General features: G+C 55.7%; 1 rRNA gene. It reads right to left on the reverse strand.

The annotated features are described in order from the left end of the window. Positions 1-571: ribosomal RNA gene (locus tag N0M98_RS33740) — 23S ribosomal RNA — on the reverse strand; the annotation flags it as partial.

Consider the following 571-nt stretch of genomic DNA (forward strand, 5'->3'; position numbering starts at 1 on the left):
GCTTCCACCCCGAACCTATCTACCTCGTCGTCTTCAAGGGGTCTTACTTACTGGGAAATCTCATCTTGAGGGGGGCTTCACGCTTAGATGCTTTCAGCGCTTATCCCGTCCGTACGTAGCTATCCAGCCATGCTCCTGGCGGAACAACTGGTACACCAGCGGTACGTCCATCCCGGTCCTCTCGTACTAAGGACAGCTCCTCTCAAATTTCCTACGCCCACGACAGATAGGGACCGAACTGTCTCACGACGTTCTGAACCCAGCTCGCGTACCGCTTTAATGGGCGAACAGCCCAACCCTTGGGACCTACTTCAGCCCCAGGATGCGATGAGCCGACATCGAGGTGCCAAACCTCCCCGTCGATGTGGACTCTTGGGGGAGATAAGCCTGTTATCCCCAGGGTAGCTTTTATCCGTTGAGCGATGGCCCTTCCATTCGGTACCACCGGATCACTAAGCCCGACTTTCGTCCCTGCTCGACCTGTTTGTCTCGCAGTCAAGCTCCCTTCTGCCTTTGCACTCTTCGAATGATTTCCAACCATTCTGAGGGAACCTTGGGGCGCCTCCGTTAC

The sequence above is a fragment of the Paenibacillus doosanensis genome (assembly GCF_025060755.1).
Taxonomy (GTDB): domain Bacteria; phylum Bacillota; class Bacilli; order Paenibacillales; family NBRC-103111; genus Paenibacillus_S; species Paenibacillus_S doosanensis.